Annotated in this window: 14 protein-coding genes; 7 read left to right on the top strand and 7 right to left on the bottom strand. The window is 69.7% G+C overall.

Features of this window, described 5'->3' with window-relative positions; all coding sequences use genetic code 11:
• Positions 1–164: 164 nt before the first annotated feature.
• The 7 genes from pepQ to rph form a co-directional block, all read right to left on the bottom strand.
• On the bottom strand, positions 165–1,493 hold the full coding sequence (gene pepQ / locus RSA25_RS00130; RefSeq protein ID WP_332806892.1) for a Xaa-Pro dipeptidase: 1,329 nt from the start codon (positions 1,491–1,493) through the stop codon (positions 165–167).
• A gap of 82 nt (positions 1,494–1,575) precedes the next feature.
• Positions 1,576–1,929, bottom strand: coding sequence for a PilZ domain-containing protein (locus RSA25_RS00125; RefSeq protein WP_332806891.1), 354 nt, complete (start codon positions 1,927–1,929; stop codon positions 1,576–1,578).
• A complete protein-coding gene (locus RSA25_RS00120) occupies positions 1,926–4,412 on the bottom strand; it encodes a DUF1631 domain-containing protein (protein ID WP_332806890.1) in 2,487 nt (828 codons plus the stop codon). The genes RSA25_RS00125 and RSA25_RS00120 overlap by 4 nt, the downstream gene beginning before the upstream one ends.
• A 153-nt stretch (positions 4,413–4,565) precedes the next feature.
• Positions 4,566–5,789: a radical SAM family heme chaperone HemW gene (hemW, locus tag RSA25_RS00115; RefSeq protein ID WP_332806889.1), complete on the bottom strand. Its 1,224-nt coding sequence runs from the start codon at positions 5,787–5,789 to the stop codon at positions 4,566–4,568.
• Positions 5,790–5,847: 58 nt separating this feature from the next.
• Complete coding sequence (rdgB, locus tag RSA25_RS00110) at positions 5,848–6,444, bottom strand: RdgB/HAM1 family non-canonical purine NTP pyrophosphatase (RefSeq protein WP_332806888.1); 597 nt, start codon at positions 6,442–6,444, stop codon at positions 5,848–5,850.
• Positions 6,441–6,827 carry a VOC family protein gene (locus RSA25_RS00105; protein ID WP_332806887.1) on the bottom strand — a complete coding sequence of 129 codons (387 nt, stop codon included), beginning with the start codon at positions 6,825–6,827 and terminating at the stop codon, positions 6,441–6,443. The genes rdgB and RSA25_RS00105 overlap by 4 nt, the downstream gene beginning before the upstream one ends.
• Positions 6,824–7,552, bottom strand: a complete 729-nt coding sequence (gene rph, locus RSA25_RS00100; protein WP_332806886.1) for a ribonuclease PH — start codon at positions 7,550–7,552, stop codon at positions 6,824–6,826. Before rph ends, RSA25_RS00105 begins: the two co-directional genes overlap by 4 nt.
• 120 nt (positions 7,553–7,672) lie before the next feature.
• On the opposite strand from rph, the gene RSA25_RS00095 reads away from it, so the two are divergent.
• From RSA25_RS00095 to RSA25_RS00065, 7 genes are all read left to right on the top strand, one after another.
• Positions 7,673–8,533, top strand: a complete 861-nt coding sequence (locus RSA25_RS00095) for a YicC/YloC family endoribonuclease (protein ID WP_332806885.1) — start codon at positions 7,673–7,675, stop codon at positions 8,531–8,533.
• Positions 8,530–9,195: a guanylate kinase gene (gmk, locus tag RSA25_RS00090; RefSeq protein ID WP_332806884.1), complete on the top strand. Its 666-nt coding sequence runs from the start codon at positions 8,530–8,532 to the stop codon at positions 9,193–9,195. The genes RSA25_RS00095 and gmk overlap by 4 nt, the downstream gene beginning before the upstream one ends.
• Before the next feature lie 112 nt (positions 9,196–9,307).
• Positions 9,308–9,607, top strand: coding sequence for a DNA-directed RNA polymerase subunit omega (rpoZ, locus tag RSA25_RS00085; RefSeq protein WP_005410877.1), 300 nt, complete (start codon positions 9,308–9,310; stop codon positions 9,605–9,607).
• Positions 9,608–9,708: 101 nt separating this feature from the next.
• A complete protein-coding gene (locus RSA25_RS00080) occupies positions 9,709–11,868 on the top strand; it encodes a bifunctional (p)ppGpp synthetase/guanosine-3',5'-bis(diphosphate) 3'-pyrophosphohydrolase (RefSeq protein ID WP_332806883.1) in 2,160 nt (719 codons plus the stop codon).
• A 96-nt stretch (positions 11,869–11,964) separates the two neighbouring features.
• A complete protein-coding gene (locus tag RSA25_RS00075) occupies positions 11,965–12,357 on the top strand; it encodes a RidA family protein (protein WP_332806882.1) in 393 nt (130 codons plus the stop codon).
• Between the two features lies 1 nt (position 12,358).
• Entirely contained in the window at positions 12,359–14,470 is a 2,112-nt protein-coding gene (gene recG / locus RSA25_RS00070) for an ATP-dependent DNA helicase RecG (RefSeq protein ID WP_332806881.1), read from the top strand.
• 102 nt (positions 14,471–14,572) lie between these two features.
• Positions 14,573–15,511, top strand: a complete 939-nt coding sequence (locus RSA25_RS00065; protein ID WP_332806880.1) for a nucleoside hydrolase — start codon at positions 14,573–14,575, stop codon at positions 15,509–15,511.
• Positions 15,512–15,596 lie beyond the last annotated feature (85 nt).

Raw genomic sequence — 15,596 nt, 5'->3', positions numbered from 1 at the left:
ATGCGGGTGGGGCGTTCGGGGTTGCACGGGTCCGGGACGCGGAATGCGGGGTAGAGCCACCCCATGGGTGGCTGCCCTTCGCGCGGGGTTTGGGTCCACGCACACCCGCACCGACGGGTCATTTGAGGTTACGTGCAGCCACCCACCCGGTGCGTCGGCGGCCGTCAATCGGCGGCGGCGAAGGCCGGACGGGTGAGGTTGTCGGCGTCGCCGTCGGTGCACAGCACTTCGTCTTCGATGCGGATGCCGCCGTAGGGGCGGAAGAAGTCCACGCGGTTCCAGTCCACGCTGGCGCCGTGACCGGCCTGCTTCACTTCGTCCAGCAGCATGTCGATGAAGTACACGCCCGGTTCGATGGTGACCACCATGCCCGGCGCGAGCGTGCGGGTGAGGCGCAGGTACGGGTGGCCTTCGGGCCGCTCGATGCGGCCGCCGCGGTCGCTGGCGGCGAAGCCGGCCACGTCGTGCACCTGTAGGCCGATCAGGTGGCCCAGGCCATGCGGGAAAAAGGCGGCGCTGACGCCGGTGGCCAGGGCCGTTTCCGGCGATACCTTGAGCACGCCGAAGTCCTTCAGGATGCCCATCAGCGACAGGTGCGCATCCACGTGCAGCTGCTTGTAGTCCACCCCGGCGCGCACGCCGGCGGCCATCTGCTGCTGGGCCGTGTCCACGGCCTCGATCATCGCCTGGAATTCGTCATGGCCGCTGGCGGCATAGGTGCGGGTGATGTCGCTGGCGTAGCCGCAGGCACTGGCACCGGCATCGATCAGGAAGCTGCGCAGCGGGGTCGGCGCGCGCCGGCCCAGGTCGGTGTAGTGCAGCACCGCGGCATGTTCGTTCAGGCCGATGATGTTGCCGTAGGGCAGCTCGTTGGCGTCCTGGCCGACCGCGCTGCAGTAGGCCATGTGGATCTCGAACTCGCTGGCCCCGGCGCGGAAGGCCGCTTCGGCAGCGCGGTGGCCGCGCACGCCCAGGCGCTGGGCCTGGCGCATCAGCGCGATTTCGTAGGGCGTCTTGCAGCCGCGCTGCCAGTCCAGGTAGTCCAGCACCGGCGCCGGGTTGTTGGGGACGAACGCGCCCAGCGTGCTCTGCGGCTCGCCCAGGATCGCGCAGCGCGCCGGGTCCTTGGGCAGCAGCGCCAGCGCCTGTTCCGGACTGCGGATGATCTGCACATCCACGTGCTCCACCCACCAGCCGTTGGGCGCATCGGGCACCACGTGCCAGTAGTCGAAGGGCTGGAAGAAAATCAGCGTGGGGCGCTGGCCGGGGGTATGGACCAGCCAGCTGTTGGGCAGCTTGGTCAGCGGCAGCCAGGCCTTGAAGTTCGGGTTGACCGCATAGGGATAATCGCGGTCGTCGAAGACCTGGTAGTGCTGGGTGCCGCTGGGAATCACCAGGTGGTCGAAGCCGCCGCGCGCCAGCGCTTCGTCGGCACGCTGGGAAAGCACGCTGACGTGGTGGGAATACAGGGCGCCGAGGTCAGGCTGGTTCATCGCGGAGGCTCGCTGGACAGTGCGGAATGCAGCCCCTGATTCTGCCGCAATCAGCCACGTCGCGCTGTGCCGGAACCGGCACTCACACCGCCGAAGTTTCCTGTGCGATCCACTCGCGCAGGCGCTCGCGGTGTTCGCGGCTGAGGGTGAGGAAACGGAAGCCCACCCACGACTGGCCGGGCGCGTGGGTCTGCTCGCTCCACAGCAGGTGGGCGCCCACGTCCAGCGCCAGCGGCTGGCCGTGCGGCCCGGGAATGGCGAACTGCAGCTGGTACAGCGCGTCGTCGTGCATCGGCACCGACGCCAGCATCAGCATGCCGGTCTCGGACACGTTGCCCAGGCGGCCGATGATGCTCTCGGCCAGCATGTCGGTGACCGGGACCAGTTCGGCCACCTGGCGGCGCGGCGCGCGGCGGGTATCGGTGTCGGTGCTCACGACGCGCTCTCCACGGTGGGGCCGGTGCCGGCCAACGAGCGCAGCGTGCGCAGGGTGGCCTGCCAGGCGCGGTCGATCAGGCGGCTCTTGTCTTCACTCACGATGCGGACCTGGCCGTGGGCCATCAGCCGGGCCAGCGCGTCCAGCGAGTGTTCGCCCACCTTCTGGCCACGCGGATTGACGAACAGCGCGTTGTCGGTGACCAGGCTGTACCAGGACAGGCGCTGGCGACGCAGGTCGCCCTGCTGGTTGGTGGTGAACTCGAACCAGGTACCGAACGGCAGCGTGCGCAGCTGCCGGTAGCAGTCTTCCTCGGCCATGCTGCGCGCCAGTGGCGCGACCTTGCGGGCCTCGTTGCCGTCGGCCTGTTCGCCCAGGCGGGTGCGGGCGCGGATCCGGGCGGTCAGTTCGGTGCGCGAACTGCTGTCGTCCTCGCCGCCCGGGGTGGACAGGCGGCGTGCGATCGCCGCGGCTTCGTCCTGGTGGTAGCCGACCTGCGTCAGCGCGGTCTCCACCTGGCTGCCCAGCTCGGCATCGCTCGGCGCGCTGCCCGGGGCCTGGCAGGTGACGTCGGCGATGCGCGCGGTTTCCTGCTCGCGTTGCTGCCACTGTTCGGATTCTTCGCCGTGGCGCAGCAGGGTGAGGGTGAGCACGTCCGACCAGGCCTGCTTGAGCAGGGACTGCACGAAGCGCGGCGGCTCGGCGCGCGCGCAGAGCTGTTCGATGCTGGCACCGGCCTGCTGCTTGGCCGCCTCCAGGCGCTCCTTGCCGCGGGCCGCCTCGACGTGGCGGCGCTCGGCCAGTTCGGCCTTGTGCGCCAGCGCGCGGAAATGCTGCTGGACCTCGTCGTTGGCGGTCTCGAACACCGCCGCATCGCCGTCGTAGTCGTTGACCACCTGGTCGTCCCCGCGGCCGAGCTTCTGCACCAGCTGCGGGTCCACGTCTTCCTCGCCGAGCCAGTTGGCCCCGGCTTCGGCGACGGCGTTGAGCAGTTCACGCGCCGGGTGCTGGTCGCGCACGAAGAACGCCGGGTCGGACAGCGCCGCGCGCGCCACCGGCACCTGCAGCCGTGCCAGCAGGTCGGCGGCGACCGCATCGGGCCGGACTTCGCGCTGGATCTGCCCGTACAGCATGTCCAGCAGGTCGAAGGTGTCGTTGTCCTTCACCGTCAGCGCGGCCTGCGGGCCGTGGTCGGCGCGCATCTGCGCCAGCAGGGCGTTGTGCAGGTCGGCCATGCTGCGCCGGGCGCTGCCGCTGCCCACGCTCTGGGCCTGCAGTTTGGCCAGAGTGGCATGCACCGCCTCGCTGGCCACGGCGACCGGCGCCGGGGCGGCAGGGGGTGCGCTCGCCGGGGCGGTGCCGGCGGCCGCCGGATCGGGGGCCGATGCCACGCCGGGCTGGCCGCTGACCGCGGGCGTGCTGGGGATGCCACCGGCGCTGGCGTGGCGGGCCGCGCCCAGCAGCTGGTGCAGCGCCGACATGGCCGGGGCGGACAGGTCCTGCGGTGCGCCCGCCGCGGCGTCGGTCGTGCCTGCGGTCCCGGCGCTGGCGGCGGCCGCCGGGTGGGCAGCGGCCGTCGCGGTGGCCTCGGCGTTGGCGGCGCGCAGCGAGGCGGGCAGGTCGCCCATCGCCTCGCTGGTCATCGCCGCCCAGCTGCCGCCCTGGGCCGAACCGCTCCAGCCGGTCAGCGGGCGCGTCACCTTGCCGCCTTCACGCGGGGCAGCATTGCGCTCGGGGCCGGTGACGATGCGCCGGGTGGTGGCCGACCGCGCCAGGTAAGGGGTGTAGACCAGGCCGGGCAGGATGCCTTCGTGGCCGAGCAGGATGTTGGCGCGCTCCAGCAGTTCGCCCAGCCGGTCGATCAGCTGGCGGTCGAACACCCGGTACAGCGCCAGCTGGGTTTCCAGCCCCAGCTCGAACCGCTCGCCGAGGCCGCGCACGATCCGGCACAGCACCTGCGGGCCGAACGGCATGTCCTCCACGTCGAACTCGGGGCCGGCGGCCAACACGCCAAAGCGCTGGCCCAGCAGCTGCAACGCGCTGGCCGAACGCTGCGATTCGCGGCGGATGATGTCCACCAGCACGATGTCGCGGTCGATGTCGGTGTCGGCCACCAGGGTGAGGGTGGTGGCGGTCATCGCCGCCTGGCTGGGCGCGGGCACATGGCGCACGCGCGGCTGGCGCAGGTTGGCCAGGGTGTCGCCCAGCGCGTCCAGGAAGCGCGGCGCGAACTGGGCGTTGATCTCGTGCAGGCGCCGGGTCTGGGCGTAGATGTCGGCCTGGATCTGGCTGTTGCGGGCGCGCTCGGCATCGCGGAACAGCTCGCGCTCCAGCTCCACGATGGTGAGCTTGAGCGGGGTGGCCAGGGTCTGCGCGGCCAGCCCGTGCAGGGCCGCCAGCAGGCGGCGCACGCGCGGCGGCGCGGCCACGTTGGCGAAACGGGCCGGGTCGACGTGGGACGTTGAAGGTGCGGACGCAGACATCCGTTGTAGTTCCGGCTCCCCTGAGAGCACAGAATCTAACGTTTTCGCCTTGCCGCCGCCAGAAGGAATCCCCCGACAGCCGCCGGGGCAGGCGATCGGCGGCCGCGGGGAACGGCGCGGCTGCGCCGGGGTCGGCGCCAGCGGCGAACCGGTTTACGGGAGGAAGAGTTCCACCACGTCGTTGGTGAAGCGCCGGCCCAGCTCGGTGGGGCGGGCATGCTTGCCGTCCAGGGTCATCCAGCCGCGCTGGATCGCCGCCTGCAGCGGCACCTGGATCCGGGCGCGGTCCAGCCCGGTGCGCGATTCGAAGTCGTCCAGGGCGAACCCTTCGTGCAGGCGCAGCAGGTTGAGCATGTATTCGAAGGGCAGGCGCTGCGCATCGATCACATCATCCCCGCCGATCCCCGCCGGCGTGCCGGCGGCGTCCATGAAGGCCTGCGGGTGCTTGTGCTTCCAGCGGCGCAGCACGTGCTGCTCGGCGCCACTGCTGATCTTGCCGTGCGCACCCGCGCCGATCCCCAGGTAATCGCCGAAGCGCCAGTAGTTGAGGTTGTGCGCACTCTGCCGGCCCGGCCTGGCGTAGGCGCTGACCTCGTACTGCGCATAGCCGGCCTCGGCCAGCAGCGCCTGGCAGTGCTCCTGGATGTCCCACGCCGAATCCTCGTCGGGGATGCCCTGTGGCGGGCGCGCGAAGAACACCGTGTTCGGCTCCAGGGTGAGCTGGTAGTGCGACATGTGAGTGGGCTGCAGCGCGAAGGCGCGTTCCAGGTCGTGCTCGGCCTGGGCCAGGGTCTGCTGCGGCAGCGCGTACATCAGGTCGATGTTGAAGTTGTCGTACCCCGCGTCCTGGGCCAGCTTCACCGCGCGCTCGGCCTCGCCACTGTCGTGGATGCGGCCCAGGCGCTTGAGCGCCTCGTCGTTGAAGGTCTGGATGCCGAAGCTGATCCGGTTCACGCCGGCGGCGCGGTAGCGGTCGAAGCGGCCATGCTCGGCGGTGCCCGGGTTGGTTTCCAGGGTCACCTCCAGGTTCGGCGCGAAGCGCAGGCGCGCCGAGGCGGCCTGCAGGAAGCGGTCGATCGCCTCGGGCGGGAACAGGCTCGGCGTGCCCCCGCCGAAGAACACGCTGCTGACCACCCGGCCCCAGACCAGCGGCAGGTCCTGGTCCAGGTCGCGGATCAGCGCATCGATGTAGGCCTCGAACGGCAGTTCGCCCTTGGCCGCGTGCGAGTTGAAATCACAGTACGGGCATTTGCGCACGCACCACGGCAGGTGCACGTACAGCGACAACGGCGGCGGCACCAGCCGCGGCGCGTGGTCGTGGTCGCCGTCGCAGTGTTCGCCGGGCAGGTGGTCGCAATGGTCGTGGGGCTGAGGCATGGGATTCACGTGTAGTGCCGGCCGCTGGCCGGCGCTGCAGACATCATCAGGAGCGGCATCACAGCAACGCAGGCAGCTTCTGCTTGAGCAGCTGCAGGGCCAGCGCGCGATGGCTGATGGCGTTCTTCTGCGCCGGGTCCATTTCCGCGGCGGTCAGGCCCAGCGTCGGATCCAGGAACACCGGGTTGTAGCCGAAGCCGTTGCTGCCGCGGCGTTCGTCCAGGATCACCCCTTCCCAGCTGCCTTCGCAGATCAGCGGCTGCGGATCGTTGGCGTGGCGCAGCAGCACGATCACCGCGTAGAAGCGTGCACGGCGGCGCTCGGCCGGCACCCCGCGCAGCGCGTCCAGCAGCTTGGTGTTGTTGGCCGCATCGTCGGTGGGGCTGCCTGCATAGCGCGCGCTGTACAGGCCGGGCGCGCCGTCGAGCGCATCCACGATCAGGCCCGAGTCGTCGGCCAGCGCCGGCAGGCCGGTGCTGGCGCAGGCGTGGCGGGCCTTGATCAACGCGTTCTCGACGAAGGTCAGGCCGGTTTCCGGCACGTCGCTGACGCCCAGTTCCCCCTGCGCCACGATCTGCAGCGGCATCTCGCCCAGCATGGCCTGCAGTTCCTTCAGCTTGCCGGCGTTGCCGCTGGCCAGGACCAGTTTCATCATTTCGGCTCCAGCAGGTCCCAGGTATTGCCGTACAGGTCGCGGAACACCGCCACCGTGGCATAGACCTCCTCGCGCGGCGCTTCGAGGAAGTCCACGCCGCGCGCCACCATGGCCGCGTGGTCGCGGTGGAAATCGTCGGTGTTCAGGAAGAAGCCGACCCGGCCGCCGGTCTGGTTGCCGATCCGGCTGCGCTGCTCCTCGTTGCTGGCGCGCGCCAGCAGCAACGCGGCGGCATTGCCGTCGCTCGGGCCCACCACCACCCAGCGCTTGTCGCCCTGGTCGATGTCCTGCAGCAGGGCGAAGCCGAGCTTGCCGGTGTACCAGGCAATCGCCTCGTCGTAGTCGGCCACCACCAAGGTGGTCAGGGCGATGCGGCGGTTCATGCCGAGGCCAGCGCGGCCTGCTGGGCCGCGAACAGGTCCTTGATGCCCTTCTCGGCCAGCACCAGCAGCGCATCCAGCTCGTCGCGGCGGAAGGCATGGCCTTCGGCGGTGCCCTGCAGCTCGATGAAGCCGCCGCCATCGTTCATGACCACGTTCATGTCGGTATCGCAGTCGCTGTCTTCGGCGTAGTCCAGGTCCAGCACCGGCGTGCCGCGATAGACGCCTACCGACACCGCCGCGACCGCGCCGAAGATCGGGTTGCGCTTGATGTCGCCGCGCTTGATCAGGAAGTTCACCGCATCCACCAGGGCCACGTAGGCGCCGGTGATGGCCGCGGTGCGGGTGCCGCCATCGGCCTGCAGCACGTCGCAGTCCAGGGTGATGGTGCGCTCGCCCAGGGCGCCACGGTCGATGCAGGCGCGCAGGGTGCGGCCGATCAGGCGCTGGATTTCCAGGGTGCGGCCGCCCTGCTTGCCACGCGCGGCCTCGCGGTCGTTGCGGGTATGGGTGGAGCGGGGCAGCATGCCGTACTCGGCGGTGACCCAGCCCTCGCCCTTGCCGCGCAGGAAGCCCGGCACGCGGTTTTCCACGCTGGCGGTGCACAGCACGCGGGTCTCGCCGAAGCTGACCAGCACCGAACCCTCGGCGTGACGGGTGAAGGCGCGCTCGATGCGCACCTGGCGCAGCTGGTCGGCCTGGCGGCCGCTGGGACGGGGATCGGACATGCTTGGCTTCCGGTAAGTCAGGGGATGCAGGGCCGCGCCCGGACCGGAGACCGGCAGGCGAGGAGGCTCTGAGAAGACCGCTAGGGTACCATTTGCACTTTGAGAGCACCGGAAACCCGCATGATTCGAAGCATGACCGCCTATGCCAACGGCGAGCGCGCCACCCGCTGGGGCACGCTGGCCTGTGAGCTGCGCTCGGTCAACCACCGGTTCCTGGAGGTGGGCGTGCGCCTGCCCGACGAACTGCGTGCGCTGGAGCCGCAGCTGCGCGAGCGCGTCGCCGCGCGCTGCAGCCGCGGCAAGATCGACCTGGTCATGCGCCTGCGCGCCCCGGAGGTCACCGGCGCGCTGGTGGTCAACGATGCACTGCTGGGCCAGCTGGGCGAGCTGGCCACCCGGCTGGCCGGCGGCTTCCCGAACCTGCAGGTGAGCTTCACCGAATTGCTGCAGGTGCCCGGCGTGATGCAGGGCGAGGCCGTCGATGCGGCCGCCCTGCATGCCGAGGCGCTGGCCCTGCTGGACAGCACCCTGGACGGCTTCGTGGCCGCGCGCGAGCGTGAAGGCGACAAGCTGGCCAGCGCCATCCAGGAACGCGTGGACGGCGTGGAGCGCATCGCCGCCGAGGTCACCACCCTGATCCCGCTGATCCGCGAAGGCCAGCGCACCAAGCTGGCCGCGCGCCTGGCCGACCTGCCGCACCCGGTCGACCCCGGCCGTGCCGAGCAGGAACTGGTGATGTGGCTGCAGAAACTGGACGTGGATGAGGAGCTGGACCGCCTCGGCAGCCACATCGTGGAGATCCGCCGGGTGTTCAGGCAGCGCGAGCCGGTCGGCCGCCGCCTGGACTTCCTGCTGCAGGAGTTCAACCGCGAAGCCAACACGCTGGGCTCCAAGTCGGTGGACAGCCGCACCTCCAACGCCGCCGTCGAGCTGAAGGTGCTGATCGACCAGATCCGCGAACAGGTGCAGAACATCGAATGAGCAGCCAGCCCACGCCCGCCGGCGCGCCTGCGCGCGGCACGCTGTACATCGTGGCCGCGCCCTCCGGGGCCGGCAAGAGCAGCATCGTCAACGCCACCCTGGCCCGCGACCCGCAGATCGCGCTGTCGATCTCCTTCACCTCGCGCGCCACGCGCCCGGGCGAGGTGGATGGCGAGCACTACCACTTCGTGAGCGCCGAGGCGTTCGAGGCGATGATCGCCGCCGGCGACTTCTTCGAACATGCCTGGGTGCACGGCGACTGGAAGGGCACCGCCCGCCAGTCGGTGGAGCCGCAGCTGGCCGCCGGCCAGGACGTGCTGCTGGAGATCGACTGGCAGGGCGCCCAGCAGGTGCGCCAGCTGGTGCCGGGTACGGTCACCGTGTTCATCCTGCCGCCCTCGCGCCAGGCCCTGCAGGACCGCATGCGCAAGCGCGGGCAGGACAGCGAGACGGTGATCGCCCAGCGGCTGGCCGCCGCGCGCGAGGAAATGCTGCACTTCAACGACTTCGACTATGTGATCGTCAACGAGGTGTTCGAGACCGCCGTGGACGAGCTGTGTGCCATCTTCACGGCCAGCCGGCTGCGCCGGGAGGCCCAGAAGGTCCGCCATGCCGGCCTGATTCACGCCCTGCTGACCCAGGAATCGGCCCCAACTGACTGATTCACAAGGGCGTGCTAACCGGTTGGCTTGATTTTGTCCAGCCCTGGCCGGTACAATCCGTCCCCTTTCCCTCATTCGATTGAGCAGCCGTCACTGGTTGCCGGGAGCCCGCATGGCCCGCATCACCGTAGAAGATTGTCTGGAAGTCGTGAACAACCGTTTCGAACTGGTCATGATGGCGTCCAAGCGCGCCCGTCAGCTGGCCAATGGCGTCCAGGCCACCCTGGACAACAGCGAAACCGAAGACAAGCCGACCGTGCTGGCGCTGCGCGAAATTGCCGCCCGCAAGATCGACAACGCCCTGATCGACGAAGTCGAGAAGGCCGAGCGCGAGCGTGCCGAGCGTGAAGCACTGGAATGGGCCGCTGCCGAAGTCGTCGCCGACGAAGACATGTCCAAGAACGACGACTGATCGCCCGCGATCGTGCGTTGTTGCCCGAACAGCCCGCCCTTGGCGGGCTGTTCTGCATTCAGGTGTTTGCCGTTATCCCGCTGCTGGAATAGTCTTCCAGCATGAACCCAGGCCCCACTGCCAAGGTCGCCTCGCCCCCCGGCGCGGCCGTACCCGACTATGTCCTCCAGCTTGAGCGCGCAGCGCATTACCTGCCGCCCGAGCAACTGCCGTTGCTGCGCCGTGCCTGGGAAGTGGGTGCCTCGGCGCACGCCGGCCAGACGCGCAAGTCCGGCGAGCCCTACATCACTCATCCGGTCGCGGTGGCCCAGGTGCTGGCCGAGCTGGGCCTGGACGTGGAAGCGTTGATCGCCGCGATCCTGCACGACACCATCGAAGACACCCCGCTGACCCGCGAGGAGCTGGCCGCCGAGTTCGGCGAAGCGGTGGCCGAACTGGTCGACGGCGTGACCAAGCTGGACAAGCTGAAATTCCGCGACCGCCAGGAAGCGGCCGCCGAGAGCTTCCGCAAGATGCTGCTGGCGATGTCGCGCGACCTGCGCGTGATCATGATCAAGCTGGCCGACCGCCTGCACAACATGCGCACCCTCGGCGCGCAGAGCCGCGAGGCGCGTGGCCGCATCGCGCGCGAAACGCTGGAAATCTACGCGCCCATCGCCCAGCGCCTGGGCATGAGCCTGGTCAAGAGCGAGCTGCAGAACCTGGGCTTCAAGGCGCTCTACCCGTGGCGCCACGCCATCCTGGAAAAACACATCCGCAGCCAGCCGGTGGTCCGCCGCGAGGCGATGGCGCAGGTGGAAGTGCAGCTGTCCCAGCGGCTGGCCAAGGAAGGGCTGGAACACCGCCTGGTGAGCCGCATCAAGACCCCGTGGAGCATCTACAACAAGATGCACGACGAGAACAAATCCTTCGACCAGGTGATGGATGTGTTCGGCTTCCGCCTGGTCGTGCGCAGCGTGCCCAACGCCTACCACGCGCTGGGCGCTGTGCACGCCGCCTTCAAGCCGCTGGACGGGCGCTTCCGCGATTTCATCGCCATCCCCAAGGCCAACGGTTACCAGTCGCTGCACACGGTGCTGTTCGGACCGTATGGCTCGCCGATCGAAGTGCAGATCCGCACCGAGGAAATGGACCTCATCGCCGAGCGCGGCGTGGCCGCCCACTGGACCTACAAGTTCGGTGGCGACTCGCCCAACAGCGCGCAGAGCCGGGCGCACGCCTGGATCGTGGAGCTGATCGACTCGCAGCGGGCGGCCGGTTCGTCGCTGGAATTCCTGGACAACGTCAAGGTCGACCTGTTCCCCGACGAGGTGTACCTGTTCACCCCCAAGGGCAAGATCCTGGCCCTGCCGCGCAACTCCACCGCGCTGGATTTCGCCTACGCGGTGCATACCGACGTGGGCAACATGGCCGTGGCCTCGCGCGTGGACAAGAAGCTGGTGCCGCTGCGCACCAAGCTGGTCAGCGGGCAGACGGTGGAAGTGATCACCGCGCGCTCGGCCACGCCCAAGCCGCAGTGGCTGGAGTTCGTGGTCAGTTCCAAGGCGCGCACCGCGATCCGCCACCAGCTCAAGCAGCTGGAGCACGAGGATGCGGTGCAGCTGGGCCACCGCATGCTCGACCGCGCGCTGGAAGCCATGGACAGCTCGCTGGAGCGCCTGCCCAAGGGCCGCCTGGATGCGTTCCTGGCCGAACACCGCTACCCGCGCCTGGAGGCGCTGCTGGCCGAAGTGGCGCTGGGCAACTGGATGCCCAACCAGGCCGCGCAGGCGTTGATGGCCTATGCCGAACTGCGCGGCGGCGCGCATTCCAAGCACTCCCAGGAAAAGATCCTGATCAACGGCAGCGAGCGCGGCGTGGTCAGCTTCGCCAACTGCTGCCAGCCGATTCCCGGCGACGACATCATGGGTTACCACACCGCCGGCAAGGGCATCGTGGTGCACCGCATGGATTGCCCGAACCTGGCCGAGCTGCGCAAGTCGCCCGAGCGCTGGGTGCCGATCGGCTGGGACACCACCGTCTCCGGCGACTACGACACCGCGCTGGTGGTGGAAGTGGAGAACGGCACCGGCGTGCTGGCCCAGTTGGCCGCCGCCATCGCCCAGAGCCATTCCAACATCGAACGGGTGGACTACCTGGACCGCGATTTCAACGCCGCCGTGCTGGCCTTCAACATCCAGGTGCGCGACCGCAACCATCTGGCCGAGGTCATGCGCCGCTTGCGGCGGTTGTCGGTGGTGCAGTCGGTACGCCGGCAATAACGTCCCGCCCCGTCCGGCACCGCGACGCCACGCAAGGCGTGGCGCTACCCGTGGGGCGTTACAATTGCGCTCCCCCTTTTGAATCGTGGAGCGTCCATGTCCCGCCAGATCATCAACAGCGACAAGGCCCCGGCCGCCATCGGCCCGTACTCGCAGGCCGTGCGGGCCGGCAACACCGTGTACTTCTCCGGCCAGATCCCGCTGGACCCGGCCACCGGTGAGATCGTCGGTGCCGGCGACATCGAAGCCCAGGCCCGCCGCGCCTTCGACAACCTCAAGGCCGTGGCCGAACAGGCCGGTGGCTCGCTGGACCAGATCGTCCGCCTCGGCCTGTACCTGACCGACCTGGGCGAATTCGCCAAGGTCAACGCCGTCATGCAGGACTACTTCCAGGCCCCGTTCCCGGCCCGCTCGACCATCGAAGTTTCCGGCCTGCCCAAGGCAGCCAACTTCGAGGTCGATGCGGTGATGGTGCTCGACCAGGCCTGACGTGGTGCGGTCACGGGCGCCTGCGCCGGCCCTGGCTGCCGCCGGTGAAGCCTCCTTGTCGATGCTTCCCGGCATCGGCCCGGCGGTGGCCACCAAGCTGGAGGCCCGTGGCCTGTCCTGCCTGCAGGACCTGTGGCTGCACCTGCCGCTGCGCTACGAAGACCGCACCCGGCTGACCACCATCGCCCAGCTGCAGCCCGGCGTGGCCGCGCAGGTGGAAGGGCGGGTCAGTGCGGTGGAGCGCGGTTTCCGCGGCCGGCCGGTGCTCAAGGTCGCGATCGAAGACGACTCCTACGGCACCCTGGTGCTGCGCTTTTTCCATTTCCGCTCGCAGCAGGTCTCGCAGTTCGCCGTCGGCGCGCGCATCCGCTGCTACGGCACCGCCAAGCCCGGCCACCTCGGGCTGGAGATCATCCACCCCAGCTACCGGGTGATGGGTGCCAACGACGATGACGATCTCGGCGACAGCCTCGACCCGGTCTACCCGGCCATCGAAGGCGTCGGCCCGGCCACGCTGCGCAAGTTCATCGGCCTGGCGCTGGATCGCCTGCCGGAAGAGGCCACGCTGGAGCTGCTGCCGCCGGGCTGGCTGTCCGGGCTGGGCCTGCCGTCGCTGCGCAGTGCGCTGCTGACCGTGCACCGGCCGCCGCCCAGCGCCGACCTGGGCGCGCTGGCGGCCGGCCGCCACCCGGCGCAGCGCCGCCTGGCCATCGAAGAACTGCTCGCCCATCACCTCAGCCTGCGCCGCCAGCGCATGGCCCTGCAGGCCCACCACGCGCCCTCGCTGCGTGGGCCAGGCGTGCTGGTCAGGCAGCTGCGCGACAGCCTGCCGTTCCAGCTCACCGGCGCGCAGCAGCGCGTGTTCGAGCAGATACGCAAGGACCTCATCAAGGCCCACCCGATGCTGCGCCTGGTGCAGGGCGATGTGGGGTCGGGCAAGACCGTGGTCGCCGCGCTCGCGGCGATGCTGGCGGTGGAGCGCGGCAAGCAGGTGGCCCTGGCCGCCCCGACCGAACTGCTCGCCGAGCAGCACCTCAACAACCTGCGGGCCTGGCTGGAGCCGCTGGGCGTGCGCACCGCCTGGCTGGCCGGCAAGGTCACCGGCAAGGCGCGCAGCAAGGTGCTGGCCGAGGTGGCCTCCGGGCAGGCGCAGGTGGTGGTGGGCACCCACGCGCTGATGCAGGACAGCGTGGTGTTCAAGGACCTGGCCCTGGCCATCGTCGACGAGCAGCACCGTTTCGGCGTGCACCAGCGGCTCGCCCTGCGCGACAAAGGCGCCGATGGGCGCAGCGTGCCGCACCAGCTGGTGATGACCGCCACGCCGATCCCGCGCACCCTGGCCATGTCCGAATACGCCGACCTGGACGTGTCGGCCATCGACGAACTGCCGCCCGGTCGCACCCCGGTGCAGACCGTGGCCCTCAACAACGACCGCCGCCCCGAGCTGATCGCGCGCATCGCCCTGGCCTGCGGCGAGGGCCAGCAGGTGTACTGGGTGTGTACCTTGATCGAAGAGAGCGAGGAGCTCGATGCCACCCCGGCGCAGGCCACCTTCGAATCGCTGCAGGCGCTGCTGCCGGGCGTGCGCGTGGGGCTGGTGCATGGGCGGCTCAAGGCCAGCGAGAAGCTGGCCACGATGGTCGCGTTCAAGGCCGGGCAGATCGACCTGCTGGTGGCCACCACCGTGATCGAGGTGGGCGTGGACGTGCCCAATGCCTCGCTGATGGTCATCGAAAACGCCGAGCGCCTCGGCCTGGCCCAGCTGCACCAGTTGCGCGGCCGGGTAGGGCGCGGCTCGGCGGTGTCGCGCTGCGTGCTGCTCTACCAGGCGCCGTTGTCGGCGATGGCGCGCGAGCGGCTGGAAACCATGCGGCAGACCAACGACGGCTTCCTCATCGCCGAGAAAGACCTGGAACTGCGCGGCCCGGGCGAGCTGCTGGGGACCCGCCAGACCGGCCTGGCCGCCTTCCGCATGGCCGACCTGGCCCGCGATGCCGACCTGCTGCCGGGCGTGCATGCCCTGGCCGAGCGCCTGCTCGCCGAGGCACCCGACGTGGCCGACACCGTCGTGCGGCGCTGGATCGGCACCGCCGTGCGCTACGCCTCGGCGTAGACCGCGCCCGCCGGCCGGCCCGCCAACCCCCGCGCCCGGCCCCGCCTTGTATTTGTCATGACAGGGTGCGAAAGTCCCTTGCCGATTATCAAGACGGCAACGATGAGCAAGAAGATTCCGCTGTTGATCGACACCGACCCGGGTGTCGATGATGCCCTGGCCCTGTTGATGGCCTTCGCCGATGAACGCCACGATATCGTCGGCCTGACCATCGCCGCCGGCAACGTGGGCCTGGACCACACCGTGCGCAACGCGCTCAAGCTGTGTGAAGTGGCCGGCCGCGAAGACGTCCCGGTCTATGCCGGCACCCCCGATCCGCTGCTGCACCCCTCCGTCGATGCCGCCCACGTGCATGGCGCCGACGGCTTCGGCGATGTGAACCTGCCGGCGGCCAGGCGCCAGGCCGAGGCCGAACACGCGGCCCTGGCGATCCTGCGCCTGTCCCACCAGTACGCCGGCGAGCTGTTCCTGGTCGCGCTCGGTCCGCTCACCAACCTGGCCCTGGCCCTGAGGCTGGACCCGACCCTGCCGCAGCGCGTGAAGCGCTTCCTGGTCATGGGCGGGGCGGTGACCTGCCACGGCAACATCACCCCGGCCGCCGAGTTCAATATCGCCTTCGATCCCGAAGCCGCGCACGTGGTGTTCACCGGCTTCCCGCAGATCGAAGTGGCCGACTGGGAAGCCACCGTGGCCCACGGCCTGCTGCACGCCGACGTGGAGCAGTGGCTGGCCGCCGACACCGACAAGGCCCGCTTCTACGAGCTGATTTCGCGCCAAACCCGCCTGTGGTCCGAAGACAGCCGCGGCGAGCGCTGGTTTGCCGCCGATGCCCTGGCCATGGCGTGGGCGCTGCAGCCGGAAGGGGCCCTGCGGGTCGAATCGCGCCCGCTGAACATCGAACTGGCCGGCGTGCACAGCCGAGGTGCTACCATTGTCGACTGGAACCGCCAGACCGGGCAGCCGGACAACACCCAGCTGCTGATGGCCTACGACCAGGGGCGCTTTGAAGCCCAGGTCCGCAAGGCGCTCGGCGTCTCCTGAAGTCGCCTTGGCGGCTCTTTCGTACGGTTGATGGTTCCGGCTTGCCCTCCAGGGCGGCCGGGGCTATAATGCCGCTCTTGACCAC

It is taken from the genome of Stenotrophomonas sp. (assembly GCF_036662295.1).
Taxonomy (GTDB): Bacteria; Pseudomonadota; Gammaproteobacteria; order Xanthomonadales; family Xanthomonadaceae; genus Stenotrophomonas.
This window is presented reverse-complemented; position numbering and strand designations above follow the sequence as displayed.